Origin of the sequence: Mesorhizobium sp. M7A.F.Ca.US.014.04.1.1 (genome assembly GCF_003998745.1) — a bacterium.
Lineage (GTDB): Bacteria > Pseudomonadota > Alphaproteobacteria > Rhizobiales > Rhizobiaceae > Mesorhizobium > Mesorhizobium ciceri.
Genome location: NZ_RZRW01000084.1, coordinates 1 through 14,653 on the forward strand (window position 1 = coordinate 1; position 14,653 = coordinate 14,653).

Annotated in this window: 14 protein-coding genes; 4 read left to right on the forward strand and 10 right to left on the reverse strand. The window is 63.3% G+C overall.

What is annotated here, in order from left to right:
* A partial coding sequence (gene iolC / locus EOA22_RS08415; RefSeq protein WP_127389920.1) for a 5-dehydro-2-deoxygluconokinase occupies positions 1-1,385 on the reverse strand: 1,385 nt, incomplete at its 3' end.
* A 141-nt stretch (positions 1,386-1,526) separates the two neighbouring features.
* Positions 1,527-2,372, reverse strand: a complete 846-nt coding sequence (locus EOA22_RS08420; protein WP_024502014.1) for a MurR/RpiR family transcriptional regulator — start codon at positions 2,370-2,372, stop codon at positions 1,527-1,529.
* Positions 2,373-2,527: 155 nt separating this feature from the next.
* On the opposite strand from EOA22_RS08420, the gene EOA22_RS08425 reads away from it, so the two are divergent.
* Positions 2,528-3,637 (forward strand): Gfo/Idh/MocA family oxidoreductase, encoded by a 1,110-nt coding sequence (locus tag EOA22_RS08425; RefSeq protein ID WP_013528369.1) that lies wholly within the window; start codon positions 2,528-2,530, stop codon positions 3,635-3,637.
* Positions 3,638-3,648: 11 nt separating this feature from the next.
* Here EOA22_RS08425 and EOA22_RS08430 read toward each other — a convergent pair whose 3' ends face one another.
* Positions 3,649-4,350, reverse strand: a complete 702-nt coding sequence (locus EOA22_RS08430) for a YafY family protein (protein ID WP_063169771.1) — start codon at positions 4,348-4,350, stop codon at positions 3,649-3,651.
* A gap of 129 nt (positions 4,351-4,479) precedes the next feature.
* On the opposite strand from EOA22_RS08430, the gene EOA22_RS08435 reads away from it, so the two are divergent.
* Entirely contained in the window at positions 4,480-5,115 is a 636-nt protein-coding gene (locus tag EOA22_RS08435) for a LysE family translocator (RefSeq protein ID WP_027161048.1), read from the forward strand.
* Positions 5,116-5,149: 34 nt separating this feature from the next.
* Here EOA22_RS08435 and EOA22_RS08440 read toward each other — a convergent pair whose 3' ends face one another.
* The 7 genes from EOA22_RS08440 to EOA22_RS08470 all read right to left on the reverse strand — a co-directional run bounded on the left by EOA22_RS08440 (position 5,150) and on the right by EOA22_RS08470 (position 12,924).
* Entirely contained in the window at positions 5,150-6,241 is a 1,092-nt protein-coding gene (locus tag EOA22_RS08440; RefSeq protein ID WP_063169772.1) for a 3-deoxy-7-phosphoheptulonate synthase, read from the reverse strand.
* A gap of 517 nt (positions 6,242-6,758) precedes the next feature.
* Positions 6,759-7,553, reverse strand: coding sequence for an SDR family oxidoreductase (locus tag EOA22_RS08445; RefSeq protein ID WP_013528365.1), 795 nt, complete (start codon positions 7,551-7,553; stop codon positions 6,759-6,761).
* 29 nt (positions 7,554-7,582) lie between these two features.
* Positions 7,583-8,578: an inositol 2-dehydrogenase gene (iolG, locus tag EOA22_RS08450; RefSeq protein ID WP_063169773.1), complete on the reverse strand. Its 996-nt coding sequence runs from the start codon at positions 8,576-8,578 to the stop codon at positions 7,583-7,585.
* 112 nt (positions 8,579-8,690) lie between these two features.
* Complete coding sequence (locus EOA22_RS08455; RefSeq protein ID WP_023810655.1) at positions 8,691-9,458, reverse strand: ATP-binding cassette domain-containing protein; 768 nt, start codon at positions 9,456-9,458, stop codon at positions 8,691-8,693.
* A 2-nt stretch (positions 9,459-9,460) separates the two neighbouring features.
* Positions 9,461-10,537 (reverse strand): ABC transporter permease, encoded by a 1,077-nt coding sequence (locus EOA22_RS08460; protein ID WP_013528362.1) that lies wholly within the window; start codon positions 10,535-10,537, stop codon positions 9,461-9,463.
* Positions 10,538-10,650: 113 nt separating this feature from the next.
* The gene (locus EOA22_RS08465) at positions 10,651-11,592 is read right to left on the reverse strand and encodes a sugar ABC transporter substrate-binding protein (protein ID WP_024502009.1); all 942 of its coding nucleotides are present in this window, start codon (positions 11,590-11,592) and stop codon (positions 10,651-10,653) included.
* 300 nt (positions 11,593-11,892) lie between these two features.
* A complete protein-coding gene (locus tag EOA22_RS08470; protein WP_027161043.1) occupies positions 11,893-12,924 on the reverse strand; it encodes a LacI family DNA-binding transcriptional regulator in 1,032 nt (343 codons plus the stop codon).
* A 170-nt stretch (positions 12,925-13,094) separates the two neighbouring features.
* Between EOA22_RS08470 and EOA22_RS08475 the strand changes: the two genes are divergently transcribed.
* Together EOA22_RS08475 and EOA22_RS08480 are read left to right on the forward strand one after the other, a co-directional pair.
* Entirely contained in the window at positions 13,095-14,186 is a 1,092-nt protein-coding gene (locus EOA22_RS08475) for a fatty acid desaturase family protein (RefSeq protein ID WP_063169774.1), read from the forward strand.
* An 88-nt stretch (positions 14,187-14,274) separates the two neighbouring features.
* Positions 14,275-14,589, forward strand: coding sequence for a MocE family 2Fe-2S type ferredoxin (locus EOA22_RS08480; protein ID WP_027161041.1), 315 nt, complete (start codon positions 14,275-14,277; stop codon positions 14,587-14,589).
* Positions 14,590-14,653 lie beyond the last annotated feature (64 nt).

A 14,653-nucleotide genomic window follows, 5' to 3' on the forward strand; every position in this document is an offset into this window, starting at 1 on the left:
GTGAGCTGCGAGCCGATGTCCTGCGAGAATTCGAAGCGCAGCGGCCGCGAACCCGGCAGCTCCACCGGCCGCCCGAGCCAGGCGAAGGAATGCCTGGCGAATTCGAACATCGCCTTGCGGCCGTGTTTCTCGTCGATCAGCATGCCGTAGCCGTCGCGGCCGGCGGCAACCTTCGCCGCCGCCTTGACCGCCAGCACCTTGAAATCCTGGATGCGTGCGGGATCGGCACCGGCCTTCGCCGCCACATCCTCGAGCTGCACGCGGTGGTCGCAGGCGAGCGCCATCATCGAGGGAATGTCGCGCCGGCGCGTCGTTGCCCAATGGATGTGGTTGATCGCCTCGTCCTTGCGCAACGCTAGATGCCTGCTGCCGTTCTTGAGGAAGAACCGCAGCTCCTCGAAGGTCGGATATTCCGGCGCGCAGAGCAGCCGCGACACGGCGAAGGCGCCGCAGGCATTGGCCCAGGTCGCCGCCGTCGCATGGTCTTCGCCGCCCAGCCAGCCGCGCAGAAAGCCCGACATGAAGGCGTCGCCGGCGCCGAGCACATTGTAGATCTCAATCGGAAACCCCTTGCCGACGACGCCGTCCTCGAGATCGTCGCTGATCGGTCCGTCATAGACGATGCAGCCCATCGCGCCGCGCTTCAGGACGATGGTGGCGGACGACAGCGAGCGGATCGTCTTCAAGGCGCTCAGGCAATCATCGGCGCCCGACGCGATCATGATCTCTTCCTCGGTGCCGACGATGAGGTCGCAGTCGGGCAGCACCGTCTTCAGCTGCGCCGAGACCCGGTCCGATTTTACATAGCGCTCGAACCCTTCGGCATGGCCGGCGAGACCCCACAGGTTCGGCCGGTAGTCGATGTCGAACACCACCTTGCCGCCCTTGGCCTTCATGATGCGGATCGCCTTGCGCTGCGCGGCATCGCTGTTAGGCCTGGAAAAATGCGTGCCGGTGACGACGATCGAGCGCGCCGAGGCGATGAAGGCCTCATCGATGTCTTCCGGCGCCAGCGCCATGTCGGCGCAGTCCGAGCGATAGAAGATCATCGGCGAGACGCCTTCGTCCTCGACCGACAGCAGCACCAGTGCGGTTAGCCGCTCCTTGTCGGTCTTGAGCCCGTCGACATTGACGCCTTCACGCGTCAGCTGCTCGCGGATGAAGCGGCCCATCTGCTCGTCGCCGACGCGGGTGAGCAGCGCCGAGCGCAGGCCGAGCCTGGCGGTGCCGACCGAGATGTTGGCCGGGCAGCCGCCGACCGACTTGGCGAAGGAGGTGATGTCCTCCAGCCGCGAGCCGATCTGCTGGCCGTAAAGGTCGACGGAAGCGCGACCGATGGTGATGACGTCGAGCGGCGCGTATTCAGCGTCCACGGCTTCGCTCATTGGAACCTCCCGTCGGCCTTGTTGTGTTGGGGTACACGCGCGAGCGGCAGCGTGGCGCCGGGAATATGAAATAATAATTCCAATCCATAGTCAATATGGAATGAGCATTCCTTCGGTGAAAAGTACCTTTTCGGCGGTGGATCAGGCCTTGCGCTTCCTGCCCGTGTCGCGCCGCTTCTCGCCGACGCCGACGGTCAGTGCCATGGCCAGCGCCATTGTCGCCGACAGTGAGCGGAAGCCGGCGAAATCGGCCTCGGCAACCTCGAACCAGACCTTGGCGAACTGGGCGAGCGGCGAAAACGAGCTGTCGGTGATGGCGACGATCGGCACGCCCTGTTCCGAAATGCTGCGCGCCTCCTCGATCGTGGCGGGCGCGTAGGGCGAGAAGGAGATGGCGATGACGGCATCCGCCGGCGTGGCGAAGCCGATCATCTCGGCATTCAGCCCGGCCGCCGATTCGATCAGCTGGTTGCGGATCTTCAGCTTGCCCAGTGCATAGGCGATGTAGGACGCCACCGGATAGGAGCGCCGCTTGGCCAGCACATAGATGGTTTCCGCCTTTGCCAGCAGGGAAATAGCGTCTTCCAGATGCGCTTCGTCCAGCGTGCGCGAGATGTCGTTGAGCGAGGTTGAGGCGGCGGCGACGAAGCCGTCGAAGATCGCCCGGTGGCCGGCGCCTCCCTCAGCCTTGACGCGCAGCGCCTGCAGCCTTTCGTCATAGGATGAGTTGCGCTCGCGCAGCCGCTCGCGAAACACCTGCTGCAGGCTGGTGAAACCATCGAAGCCAAGCTGCTGGGCAAATCGGATCAGGGTCGAAGGCTGCACGCCCGCCGAAGCGGCGATGCTGGCGGCGGTGCCGAAGGCGATATCGTCGGGATTGTCGAGCGCATGGGCAGCGATCTGGGCGATGCGTTTCGGCAGGCTTTCGCGTCGCTCCAGGATGGTGGTGCGCAGCGTCTCGAAATCGCGAGGTACCCGTTCGTCCATCGTCGCTCTGTCCAGGCTCATGCGTGAAGCGTCCTCTGTGCCTCATCATAGCGAGCCTGCGCAAGAACACCATAAAAAATGAGGCAGACATTCCATTTCAGGAGAAAATGGACTAATTCATCCACGCAGCGCTTCAAGCAGTGGAGAAACGGAAAATGGTCGGCGTCGGTCTCATCGGTACGGGTTTCATGGGCAAGTGTCACGCCATCGCATGGAGTGCCGTCAGCGCTGTCTTTCCCGACGTGGCCAAGCCACGGCTGGTCCATCTCGGCGAGGTCAATGAAGAGCTTGCCCGGCGCAAGGCGGGCGAGTTCGGTTTCGCCAAGGCGTCGGGCGACTGGCGCGCCGTCGTCAACGATCCCGAAGTCGACATCGTCTCGCTGACCACGCCCAACCAGTTCCACCCGGAAATGGCCGTCGCCATCCTCGAAGCAGGCAAGCATCTGTGGTGCGAAAAGCCGATGGCGCCGAGCTTTGCCGAGGCCGAGGCGATGGCGGCCGCGGCGAAAAAGTCCGGCAAGGTCGCGGCCCTCGGCTACAACTACATCCAGAGCCCGGCCATCCGCCATATCGGCGCGCTGCTGGAAGAGAAGATCATCGGCGAGGTCAACCATCTGCGCATCGAGATGGACGAGGACTTCATGGCCGACCCCGAAGCGCTGTTCTTCTGGAAGCACGAAGCAGCTTCCGGCTATGGCGCGCTCGACGATTTCGCCGTGCATCCGCTGTCTCTGGTCTCGGCCCTGTTCGGCCGCGTCGCCAGTGTCATCTGCGACATGGCTAAACCCTATGCCGATCGCAAGCTGGCCAGCGGCGGTCGTCGCGCGGTGGAGACCTACGACATCGCCAGCGTGCTGATGCATCTGGAAAACGGCATTGCCGGCACGCTGCTGGTCAACCGCTCAGCCTGGGGCCGCAAGGGCCGCATCGCCGTCCAGATCTTCGGCTCTAAAGGGTCGATCCTGTTCGACCAGGAACGATCGAACGAATTCCAGCTCTATCTCACATCAGACCGGCCGACCGAACAGGGCTACCGCACCATCCTGGTGGCGCCGCACCACAAGCCCTATGACCTCTTCGTGCCGGCGCCGGGCCATGGCCTCGGCTTCAACGATCTCAAGATCATCGAGTGCCACGAATTGCTGACGCGGCTTGAAGGCAAGCCGGCGCGGCTCATCGAGTTTGCCGAAGGGCTGGAGATCGAGCGCACGGTGCACGCGATGGCGCGCTCGTTCGAGGAAAAGCGCTGGGTGGACGTACGGTGATATAAGCCCGCTCAGACGGCCGTGGCAGCGACGTTCGTCTCCCATCCATTCACCCAGACCTGCCGCAAGCGGTCGCCTTCGCCCTTGAAGCGTAACCCGGTCGCCTGGCAATCCGCGATCCGGTCGCTGCGGAAATTGCGGATCGCCTGGCGCAGCTCGCACCAGGCGACGATGTTGGCGGTTTCGGCGTAGTAGATCAGCGCGATCGGGCGGATGAGGCGCTCGGAGGCGCGGCCCATTTCGTCTCGATAGGAGAGGTCGAGCTTCTCCTCGTCGCGGATGGCGCGTCGCACCAGCGCAAGGTCGATCGCGCCGGTCGAAGGCGCGGCGAACCCCCACGCGTGCAGCGCATTGGCGTCGAATACCTGGCGCAAGGGCGGCGGCACCGCGCCGGCGATCTTGGCGCTGACGCGCTTGGCCGCCTGCTTGAGCTCGCTGTCGCCGGTGCGCTCCAGCAGCGCCAGCGACAGGACGATCGCCTCCATCTCCTCGATCGAGAACATCAGCGGCGGCAGGTCGAAGCCGGGACGCAGGATGTAGCCGATGCCGCGCCCGCCCTCGATCGGCACGCGCATCGCCTGCAGGGCGGCAATGTCGCGATAGATCGAGCGCACCGTCACCTCCAGCCGCTCGGCGATCGTCGCTGCCGTCACCGGCTGCCGCGCCAGCCGCACGATCTGGATGATCTCGAACAGGCGCGACGCCTTGCGCATTTTTCTCGCCCGGTTTCCATCACAACTGACACACCATCGTCAGTTGGGCTGACCTATAGGAGCGCCTATCGAATTGAAAATCAACAGGTTCCGCTGCGGTTTGGCGGATCGAGGCGGCAGGCAACTGACATGGGCTATGCGGAAAATCTCTGGCTTTTCTTTATCCTGCTGTTCGGCATCATCGCCGTTCCGGGCATGGATATGCTCTTCGTGCTTGCCAATGCACTGACCGGCGGCCGCGACCGAGGCCTTGCCGCGACCGGCGGCATCATGGTCGGCGGCATGGTGCACACGCTGAACGGCGCCATCGGCGTCGGCCTGCTGATGCATTTCGTGCCGATCCTGTTCAAGCCGCTGCTGCTTGCCGGCGCCGCCTACATGGCCTTCATAGGCATCACGCTGATGCGCAGTTCCATCATCGTCGGCCAGGAGGGGCCTGCCGGCAGCCGTTCCGCATGGAAGGCGTTTCGCCAGGGATTTGTGACCTGCCTGATCAACCCGAAGGCATACCTGTTCGTGCTTGCCGTCTACCCGCAGTTCCTGAAACCGGACTACGGTCCGATCTGGATGCAGGCGACGGTCATGGGGCTGCTGACCGTGGTGACGCAGGCTGCGATCTATGGCGGGCTGGCTATCACGGCCGGCCGCAGCCGCAACCTTCTGATCGCCAATCCGCGGGCGACCATTTTTGCCGGCCGCGCGGCCGGACTGCTGCTCTTTGCCGTATCGGTGTTCACGGCATGGGAAGGATTAAGGGCGGCGTAATCCCGGTCACCGCCGCCCACTTCCCTATGCCCTGTCAGGCAGCTCCCTGCCGGTTGTCGATCATGGCGCGGCGTGCCGAGCGGCGCCACTCGACGGCGCCGGCAAGGCCGTGCAGCACGGTCTCGGTGGTCGCCCAGTCGATGCAGCCATCGGTGATGCTCTGGCCATAGACCAGCGGCTTGCCCGGCACCACGTCCTGCCGGCCGGCGACGAGATTGCTCTCGATCATCAGGCCGATGATGCGCTCGTCGCCTGCCGCGACCTGGCCGGCGACATCTGCCGCCACCTTGGGCTGGTTCTCGGGCTTCTTGGCCGAGTTGGCGTGGCTGACATCGATCATCAGACGGGGCGCAACGCCGATGCGGGCGAGTTCCACAGCGGCGGCTTCGACGCTCGCCGTGTCATAGTTCGGCTGAACGCCGCCGCGCAGGATAACGTGGCAGTCCTCATTGCCCGTGGTCGTGGCGATGCCGCTGCGCCCGCCCTTGGTCACCGCCATGAAATGATGCGGCTGCGCGGCGGATTTCACCGCCTCGGCGGCTATGCGCAGATTGCCGTCGGTGCCGTTCTTGAAGCCGACCGGGCAGGAGAGGCCCGAGGCCAGTTCGCGGTGGATCTGGCTCTCGGTCGTGCGCGCGCCGATCGCGCCCCAGGCGACGAGGTCGGCAATGTATTGCGGGGTGGTCATGTCGAGGAATTCGGTCGCAGCCGGCAGGCCGAGATTGTTGACGGCCGACAGCACATTGCGTGCCATCCGCAGCCCCTTGTCGATGTTGAAGCTGCCGTCGAGGTGGGGATCGTTGATCAGGCCTTTCCAGCCGACCGTCGTGCGCGGCTTTTCGAAATAGACCCGCATCACGATCTCCAGCCGGTCCGACAGGCTCTCGCGCAGCGCCGCGAGACGGCTGGCGTAATCGACGGCCGCGACCGGATCGTGGATCGAACACGGGCCGACGATGACGAGCAGCCGGTCGTCGGTCCCGTTCAAGATGGCATGGGTTGCATTGCGCGATGCGCTGACGGTGCGCGTCGCCGTCAAAGTGCGCGGTATCTCCCGCATCACCTCGTCCGGTGTGCTCAGTTCTCGGATTTCCTTGACCCGGAGGTCGTCTGTGGTGGTCAACACGGCTTTCTGCTCCTGTCGAGAGCATGATGCCGAAAAGTGTGAAGCGGTTTTCGGACGACATCATGCTCCCCTTTGATTTAGAGGAAACCTGCCGGCTGAAAACAAAAAAGCCGCCAGGTATGGCGGCTGTTCGGATCTTGTTGCTGCAATCTTCAGATCGAGCGCAATCCTCCCGCCGCCAGCGAGCTCCTAAAGTACCAATATGTGACGGTCAGGTTGATCATGAGGCTCATATAGTCGATGCGGAGGCACTTGTCACGTGCCCTGATGCGGAGACAATTCGGGATGGCCGAAGCACCCAAATTTCGTCATCCCTGGGCGGAGCAGGAGCGAAGCTCCGTCGCGGAGACCCTGGGATCCATTCCGTGACTTTGGCCGAATGGTGCAGCGGAGCAGAATTCCGCACCGCAGCAACGCTCAGAAGTCGCGGCATGGATCCTCGGGTCTGCGCCGCGTCGCTACGCTCCTTGCACCGCCCGTGGATGACGAAGTGATGGGCGTTTGAGACTCGCCGGCGTTACTCCGGTGACGCCCCCGCAATGCTTTGATCGTAGTCGACCAGCGACCCGGTCATGACACCGGACTGCGGGCTGACCATGTAGCTGATCAGACGGGCAAGCTGGTCCGGCTTGACCAACTGGCCCATCGGCTGCGTCGCTTCGGCCTTCGCCAGCCAGTCGTCCGGCGCGTCGTGCCACTTCTTCTGCACGATGTCCTCGCCTTCCGTATCCATCCAGCCGGGCAGCACCGCATTGCAGCGGATGCGGTTGTAGCGATAGGCATTGGCGACATTCTTGGTCAGCGTCATCAGCGCGCCCTTGCTGGTCGAATAGGGCGTCAGGAACGACTGGCCGGTATGCGCCGACATCGACAGCACGTTGACGATCGAGCCGGGTGCCTTCTTTTCCAGGAGATGCGCCACCACGCCCTGCATCAGGAAGAACGGGCCGCGCACATTGGTATCGAAAATCGTATCGAACAACTCTTCGGAGGTTTCGACCAGCGAACCGCGCGCCGAAGTGGCGGCGGCGTTGACCAGCGCGTTGACGGTGCCGAAATGCGAGATCGCGGTGGCGACCGCGCGCTTGCAGTCCGCCACTTTTGACACATCGGCGCTGATGAAAATCGCATCGACGCCGGCTTTCTTGAAATGGGCGACAGCCTTGTCGCCCTTCTCCTGCGAGCGGCCGATGAGCGCCAGCGCCCGGCAGCCCTCGTCGGCCAACGCTTCGGCAACGGCAAAGCCGATGCCTTGCGCGCCGCCGGTGACGATGGCGCGTGTCTGTGAATTGCGATCGGCGGATGCGCTCATCGCTTTGCTCCTGGATTGAGTTCCGGTTCTTACTTGTCGAGGCGGACGGTCTTGCCGGTGGTTGCCGACTTTAGCGCGGCGTCCGCCAATCGAAGCGCGATAAGCCCATCGGCGCCGCTGGGTGATGCCTTCTTGCCCGAGGTCGCGGCGGCGATGAAAGAGGCAATCTCGATGGCATAGGCGTCGAGATAGCGGGTCATGAAGAAGTCGTGCAGCGGCGGGCGCGTATAGCCCTTCTCATTGGCCAGTTCGATCGACACCGGCCGCTGGTTCTCGGCAGCCACCATGCCTTTCGAGCCATGCACCTCGATGCGCTGGTCGTAGCCATAGGTGGCGCGGCGCGAGTTGGAGATGACGGCCTGCTTGCCGGACGCGGTCTCGAGAATGACGCTGACCGAGTCGAAATCGCCGGCCTCGCCGATCTTCTTGTCCACAAGCACCGAGGCATGCGCGCTCACGGCAACTGGTTCCTCGCCGAGCAGGAAGCGCGCCATGTCGAAATCATGGATGGTCATGTCGCGGAAAATGCCGCCCGAGCGCTTGATGTAATCGATCGGCGGCGCGCCCGGATCGCGCGAGGTGATGGTGACCATCTCGACGGTGCCGATGGCGCCGTCGTCGATCGCCTTGCGCACAGCGGCGAAATGCGGGTCGAAACGCCGGTTGAAACCGACCATCAGCGTCGCCTTGGCCTTGTCGACCACGGCCAGGCATTTCTCGACGCGCTTGACGTCGAGGTCGATCGGCTTCTCGCAGAAGATCGCCTTGCCGGCCTTGGCGAAGCGCTCGATCAGATCGGCATGGGTGTCGGTCGGCGTGCAGATGATGACGGCGTCAATATCTCCGGCTTTCTCGATGTCCTCGATGCTGCGCACCTCGGCGCCATAGGCGCTGGCCAGTTCGGTGGCCGCCTTCTCGAACGCATCGGCAACCGCAACCAGTTTGGCCTGCGGATTGGAGCCGACGGCACGGGCGTGGACCTTGCCGATGCGGCCGGCACCGAGGAGAGCGAAGCGAACGGTCATGGGTATTTCCTCTGGGGGAATGGGTTGGAGAGAGTTGTCCGCACCTTGCTTTTGGGGAAAGGTGGCAAGGCTATTTTTCGAGCGCGCCAGAAAACAGGATGACCATCCTGTTTTAGGCCGCGAGTTCCGCCTCCCCGGTCTTGGCGCCGGTGATGTAGGAGACGATATCGTTTCCGTCGGTGTTCTCCTTGCGCAGATTGGCGACGATGCGGCCGCGCCGGAACACGACGATGCGGTCGCAGAGATCGAACACCTGGCGCATATTGTGGCTGATCAGGATCAGCGGCTCGCCATTGTCCTTCAGCGTACGCACGATGTTTTCGACCTGCGCGGTCTCCTGCACGCCAAGGGCGGCGGTGGGCTCGTCCATGATGATCAGCTTGGAGGCGAAGGTCGCCGTCCGGGCGATCGCCACGCACTGGCGCTGGCCGCCCGACATGTGGCGGATGGTGTTGGACAGATTGGGGATCTTCACCGCCGTGCGGACCAGCGCCGCCTCGGTTGCCTTGCGCATGTATTTGCGGTCGAGGATCGAGAACGGGCCGAGGTTGAACAAAACCTTCTCGCGGCCGAGGAACAGGTTCGACGGCACGTCGAGATCGTCGGCCAGCGCCAGATTCTGGAACACGGTCTCGATGCCCGCCGTGCGGGCCTCGATCGGCCCGGCAAAGTTCACTTCCTTGCCGTCGAACCAGATCTGGCCGCTGGTGCGCTGCTCGACGCCGGTGATCTGGCGCACGAAGGTCGATTTGCCGGCGCCGTTGTCGCCCATGATGGCGACATGCTCGCCCTTGCGCAGCTCGAAGTTCGCGCCTTCCAGCGCATGCACGCCGCCATAGCGCTTGGTCAGGTTTTCGGTCTTCAGGACGATGTCTGACATGGTCATGCCCTCATTGCCCGCAGGCGTTGGCGCCACTGGTCGAGAACCACCGCACCGACGATGATCACGCCCTTGACCATCTCCTGGTAGTAGGCGTCGAGGCGCAGGAAGGTGAAGCCGGAGATGATGACGCCGAAGATCAGCGAGCCGATCACCGTGCCGATGATCGAGCCGCGGCCGCCCGACAGCGAGACCCCGCCGATGACCGCCATGGCGATGGCGTCGAGTTCGTACATCACGCCCATGCCGGACTGCGCGGTCAGGTTCTTGGAGCTCAGCACCACGGCGGCGAGCGCGGCGAGAATGCCGGCGATGACGTAGACCAGGATCTTGTGATTGGCGATCTTGATGCCGGACATGCGCGCGGCGTCCTCGTTGGAGCCGATCGCGTAACAGTGCTTGCCGTACCTCGTATAGGTCATGATCAGCTGGAACAGGATGGCCAGCGACAGGAAGATGACGACCGGCATCAGGCCTTTGCCGATGCTGGCGAAACTCTCGGTGGGAAACGAGATCGGCTGGCCCTTGGACCACCATTTGGCGATGCCGCGCGCGGTCACCATCATGCCGAGCGTGGCGATGAATGGCGGAATGCGCGTGTAGGCGATCAGCGCGCCATTGACCAGGCCGGCGAAGAGGCCGCAGGCGATCGCCACCAGCAGCGGCACGATGACAGGCAGGTCGGTCCAGCCCTGCGCCAGGAACATCGCCTTGGGATTGGGGTTGCCGTTGACCGTCGCCACCTGGGCGAAGCTCATGGCGATCATGGCGGTCGCGCCGACGATCGAGCCCGAGGACAGGTCGATGCCGCCGGTGATGATGACCTGTGTCACGCCGATGGCGATGATGCCGACGATCGACACCTGCAGGATGATGATCTGCAGGCGCGCTTCGTTGAAGATGCCGCCGACATCGCTGCGTGTGTTGAACAGGAAGCTGTCGCCGAGAAAGATGCGGCCGATCAGTTCGAAGATGACGACGAGAATGACCAGGGCCAGGAAAACATTGAACTCGGCCGGCCATGTGCGCTTCTTCGCATCATAACCGACGCCGCCGACGCCATGAGATGTCTGTGCCACGTATTCTGTCCTCCATCAGCCGCGGTCGCCCTCGCGCCGTGCCGGCGCTGAGGGAGAGAGGGAGCGGCGCTGTCTTGATCGAGAGCGCCGCTCCGTATCGAACCGCTGGCGGCTCAGTTCTTCTTCAGGAACTTGTCGATGTTGGCTGGCGTCACCAGCTGGAAGGGCACGTAGACCTTGTGCTCGACCTTCTCGCCCTTGGAGAGCTTGAGCGCCGCATCGAGAGCGCCGGCGCCCTGGCCGGCCGCGTCCTGGAACACAGTTACGTCGAGGTCGCCCGCCTGCATGGCCGCCAGCGCGTCCTGGGTGGCATCGACGCCGCCGACGACAACCGCCTTCATGTCGATGTTGCCGGCCTTCATCGCCTGGATGGCGCCGATGGCGCTTTCGTCATTGTTGGCGATGACGCCATCGAACGGCTTGCCGGTCGAAAGCCAGTTGGTCATCAGGTTCTGCGCCTCGTCGCGGTTCCAGTTCGACGTCTGCTTGTCGATGATCTTGATGAAGCTGCAATCCGGCGTCGCGATCACATCGTCGATGTCCTTGGTGCGCTGCACGGCGGCCTGGTTGGAAAGCTCGCCCATGATCACATAGACATTGGCTTCCTTCTTGCCGGCTTCCTTGAACAGGCGGCAGACTTCCTTGGTCTCGAGCGTGCCGGAATCGGCTTCGTTCGAGGCGACGAAGGCCTGGTTGTCGGGCAGCGTGTCGACGTTGACCGGCTCGCGGTTGACATAGACCAGCGGGATCTTGGCTGCGGCGGCGGCATCCGACATCGCCTGCGTGGCCGAAGTGTCGACCGGGTTGACGATGATGGCGTCGACGCCCGAAGCGGCGAAGTTCTTGATCTGGTCAAGCTGCTTGGCAACGTCGTTCTGCGCGTCCTCGACCTGCAGCTCGACGCCGCTCATACCCTTGGCCTGCTCGATCATGCCGTTGCGCAGCACGGTCAGGAAGTTGTCGTCGAACTTGGCCATCGACACGCCAACCTTGGCGGCCAGGGCGGATGAACTCATCAGCGCCGCGAAGGCGACGCCTAAAATCAATTTCTTCATTGTGTTTCTCCTCCACATATTGGTGTCCGGTTTCACCGATTTATCCGGAATCCCCGATCTCCCCGGGGAATCTCTCCCTGATGTCGTTTCTATTCCGGGTGACGCTTGCCGTTGGCTGGAACGTCAAACCCTCTGTTTGAAACAGATATTCCGGAACGAAAGAACCAAAATATACAGATGATGAAATATTTATTCCATTTCACATCGGGGCGTCAAGGGCGATTCCGCGGCCTGCGGGCCGATTTACGCATCGCTCTGATGGATTCTATCATTTGCCTCGGCACCTTGCGCGGCGGCTGGCTAGATGTTTTCCGGCAGATAGATGTCGAAGGGCAGAAAGGTCTGGCCCGGAGCGTTGGCGGCGCCGGTTTCGATGGCATGCGCCATCAGGTCGACGAGCTCACGGCATAAAGCGGCGAGCGGGGTCGAGATCACCATGGTGAGGATGTTGTCGGCGAGCGCCGCGCGCGACTCGGCGTTGATCTCGTTGCAGACGACCACCGGCATGGTCGCGGGCTTCGCTGCCCGCAGCGCCGAGACCGCGCCTTCCATGCCACCGCCGGCGACGTAGCAGCCGGCAAGATCCGGATAGCGCGCCAGAAGATCGATCATCGCGTCATGGGTCACCTGGTTGGCTTCCAGATTGACCAGCGTTTCAAGCACGCTGAACTCCGGCGCATGCTCGCGGAAGAAGGAGCGAAAGCCGATCTCGCGCAGCTCATGGCCGTGGAAGCGGTGGCTGCCGACGAAGAGGGCGACCTTGCCGGGCCGCTTGGCTGCCTTGGAGATCATCCATGCGGCGGTGCGCCCGACCTTGCGGTTGTCGAGGCCGATATAGCCCTCCCGGATGCCGGCGGCAAAATCGGACAGCACCGAAAAGACCGGCTGCCCTCTCGCCTTCAAGGTTTCCACGACCGCTGTCAGGGTCGGATGGTCCGGACCGACCACGGCGATGGCCCTCGATTTCGCCGCCAGCCTGCGCATCTGGGAGGCGATCTCGTCGGGAGCCAGGGAGCTGGCGAAATCGATGCTCGCAACGCCGCGGAAGCGCTGCGATTGAGAGATGGCCAGTTCGAGTTCCCGCGCGAAGTCACCGTAGAAGGCATCGTTGCCCCGCAGCAGCAGGAAGCCCAGGCGGTACTCCGGCAACTCCTGGCGCATGCGCTGCTTGATAAGGCCGGCGGCGTGGTAGCCGATGTCGGTAGCGGTCTCGTAGACGCGGCGCGCTGTCTCTTCGCGCACCGGCAGCCGGTTGTTCAGCACGCGGTCGACGGTGGCGACACTGACGCCCGAGATGCGCGCCAGATCGGATATTGTCGGCCGCTTCACCATGCTTGCCTCGTCGGGTTTGCTCGAGCCCTTCGTACATCATCCTGATGGGAAATGATAGAAACTATCTTTATGATGTTGAGTCTATCATCAGTCGGCGTTACTTTGACGCCCGAAGCCAAGGGATTTCATGGCATTCGCTCTGGCGGATGCCTTTGCCGAGGGAGGCAATCATGTCCACTGCGCCGTCCCGGCGTGACTACAGCCTGATCGGCCGCGACGCCAAGCTCGCCGTCGAGACCGGCCTGTCGGCGGCCGAGTGGTATCACACCGACATACCGCGCAAGCAGATGAAGGAGCTGATGCAGCGCTCCGACGGGCCGGCGATCCGCGATACGGCGATCTGGTTCGCCGCCCTGACCGTCAGTGGCGCCGGCGGCGCCTGGCTCTGGGGCACATGGTGGTGCGTGCCGTTCTTCTTCGTCTATGGCGTGCTCTACGGCTCCTCGACGGATTCACGCTGGCACGAATGCGGTCACGGCACCGCCTTCCGCACGCAATGGATGAACGATGCGGTCTATCAGATCGCCTGCTTCATGATCATGCGCAATCCGGTGACCTGGCGCTGGAGCCACACGCGCCACCACACCGACACCATCATCGTCGGCCGCGACCCGGAAATCTCGGTGATGCGGCCGCCGGATCTGGTTCGCGCCATGCTGGGCTTCGTCGGCGTGCTCGACGCCTGGCATGCGATGAGCGATATGCTGCGCAACGCCGCCGGCACCGTCAGCGCCGCCGAAAAGACCTTCATTCCAGAACAGGAACAGCCCAAGGCGATCCGCGTCGCCCGCATCTGGACGGCGATCTATGCCGCCACCGTCGGGCTGGCGCTCTACACCGGTTCGTTCCTGCCGCTGATGCTGGTCGGCCTGCCCAGGCTCTACGGCGCCTGGCACCATGTCATGGTCGGGCTGCTGCAGCATGGCGGCCTGGCCGACAATGTCACCGACCACAGGCTGAACAGCCGCACCGTCTACATGAACCCGATCAGCCGCTTCATCTACTGGAACATGAACTACCATGTCGAGCATCACATGTTTCCGATGGTGCCCTATCATGCGCTGCCGAGGCTGCACGAACTGATCAAGCACGATCTGCCGGAAGCGACACCGTCGATCCTGGCCGGCTACCGCGAGATGATCCCGGTCTTCCTGCGCCAGCTGCGCAACGAGGACTATTTCCTCAAGCGCGAGCTGCCGCCGACCGCACGGCCATATCGCGAGGAATTCCACAACGACACTATCGCCGCCGCGGCGGAATGATCGTGCTTCCATCCGATCCAGACTGTTTATTTAACGCAATTCCGGACGGAAAACCGCTGCGCACTTTTTTGCTTTTGGGAGGACTTGAATGAGCGACTGGGTCGAGGCCTGCGCCACCGGCGACATAGACGAGGAGGATGTGATGCGCTTCGACCATGGCGGCCGCACCTTCGCCATCTATCGCAGCCCCGACGACGAGTTCTTCGCCACCGACGGCCTTTGTACGCATGAAAAGGTGCACCTGGCCGACGGGCTGGTGATGGATGACATCATCGAATGCCCCAAGCACAATGGCCGCTTCAACTACAAGACGGGTGACGCCCGCGGCGCCCCGGTCTGCGTCAACCTGAAAACCTATCCGGTCAAGGTCGATGCCGGCAAAGTCCTGATCCAGATCGGATGACCGATATGGCGGGGGGGATGCTCATCATCGGCGCCGGCGAATGCGGCGGGCGGGCGGCATTGGC

Excerpts from the sequence above, each read along its gene's own strand:
- EOA22_RS08445 (WP_013528365.1), bottom strand. The coding sequence starts at position 7,553 with ATGAGCGCATCCGCCGATCGCAATTCACAGACACGCGCCATCGTCACC.
- EOA22_RS08475 (WP_063169774.1), top strand. The coding sequence starts at position 13,095 with ATGTCCACTGCGCCGTCCCGGCGTGACTACAGCCTGATCGGCCGCGAC.
- EOA22_RS08465 (WP_024502009.1), bottom strand. The coding sequence starts at position 11,592 with ATGAAGAAATTGATTTTAGGCGTCGCCTTCGCGGCGCTGATGAGTTCA.
- EOA22_RS08435 (WP_027161048.1), top strand. The coding sequence starts at position 4,480 with ATGGGCTATGCGGAAAATCTCTGGCTTTTCTTTATCCTGCTGTTCGGC.
- iolG (WP_063169773.1), bottom strand. The coding sequence starts at position 8,578 with ATGACCGTTCGCTTCGCTCTCCTCGGTGCCGGCCGCATCGGCAAGGTC.
- EOA22_RS08430 (WP_063169771.1), bottom strand. The coding sequence starts at position 4,350 with ATGCGCAAGGCGTCGCGCCTGTTCGAGATCATCCAGATCGTGCGGCTG.
- EOA22_RS08470 (WP_027161043.1), bottom strand. The coding sequence starts at position 12,924 with ATGGTGAAGCGGCCGACAATATCCGATCTGGCGCGCATCTCGGGCGTC.
- EOA22_RS08420 (WP_024502014.1), bottom strand. The coding sequence starts at position 2,372 with ATGGACGAACGGGTACCTCGCGATTTCGAGACGCTGCGCACCACCATC.
- EOA22_RS08480 (WP_027161041.1), top strand. The coding sequence starts at position 14,275 with ATGAGCGACTGGGTCGAGGCCTGCGCCACCGGCGACATAGACGAGGAG.
- EOA22_RS08455 (WP_023810655.1), bottom strand. The coding sequence starts at position 9,458 with ATGTCAGACATCGTCCTGAAGACCGAAAACCTGACCAAGCGCTATGGC.
- EOA22_RS08425 (WP_013528369.1), top strand. The coding sequence starts at position 2,528 with ATGGTCGGCGTCGGTCTCATCGGTACGGGTTTCATGGGCAAGTGTCAC.